This is a genomic window from Salinicola sp. RZ23 (assembly GCF_003206675.1).
In the GTDB taxonomy this organism is placed as follows: Bacteria; Pseudomonadota; Gammaproteobacteria; order Pseudomonadales; family Halomonadaceae; genus Salinicola; species Salinicola endophyticus.
On record NZ_PZJK01000029.1, the window covers coordinates 1 to 913 of the forward strand.

1 protein-coding gene is annotated in these 913 nt (G+C 62.9%); it reads left to right on the forward strand.

Annotated features, from left to right (window positions below):
* Positions 1-115 precede the first annotated feature (115 nt).
* Positions 116-913: phage late control D family protein (locus DOM67_RS19620; RefSeq protein WP_157958926.1), on the forward strand; the 798-nt coding region annotated here is incomplete at its 3' end.

Below are 913 nucleotides of genomic sequence, written 5' to 3' on the forward strand. Positions count from 1 at the left end.
GCGGATATCTCACGCCAGCCGTAGCATATCTCCTACAAACATTTCGTCAGTGATGCGTTATCCTGATCCTCTGATAATCGTCGACCGGCTCGGCCACCGCGATCAGGAAAACCGCATGCTCAACGATCTCCTCGATACTTTCGACATCGACCTGTCGCAGTCGCAGCGGCTGCTGACCCTCGACATCGCCGGCACCGCCCTCGTGCCCCATCGGCTGGTGGGCGAAGAGCGCCTCAGCGCGCCCTTCACCTATACCCTCGACTGCATCTCCCAGCAGGGCGATATCGAACTCAAGACGCTGATGGCGCAGCCGGCACGGCTCTCGATCCTGCAGGCCGATGGCAGCTACCGCCCGCTGCACGGGCTGGTCAGTGAAGCCGCGCTGCTGGGCGAAGATGGGGGCGTCACCTACTACCAGCTCACCCTGGTGCCGTGGCTCACGATGCTCGGCCTGGGCCGCGACAGCCGCATCTTCCAGGACCGTAGCGTCGTCGATGTGCTCACCGCGGTGTTCGACGACCATGAACTGGCCAAGGGGCGCTATCGCTTCGATCTGCGTCGTGATTACCCGGCGCGCAGCTACTGCGTGCAGTATCGCGAAAGCGATTTGAACTTCGTTAGCCGCCTCTTGGAAGAGGAAGGATTATGGTACTACTTCGAGCATTCGGGGCAGTCATCCGAGGCAGAAGAGGGCCAGAATAACGCCTCGTCTGAAGAATCCGGGTCGGGCTTCGACGGCCACCGGCTGGTCATCACCGACGATGTCGATACCACCCAAGCGGTCAGCCCACAGGCGATCCGCTTCCACCGCCAGGCGGCCACCGAGCGCGAGGATGCACTGACCCAGTGGGGCGGCGTGCGCACCCAGCAGCCCACCCGGGTCAGCGTGGGTACCTTCGACTACAAGCAGCCC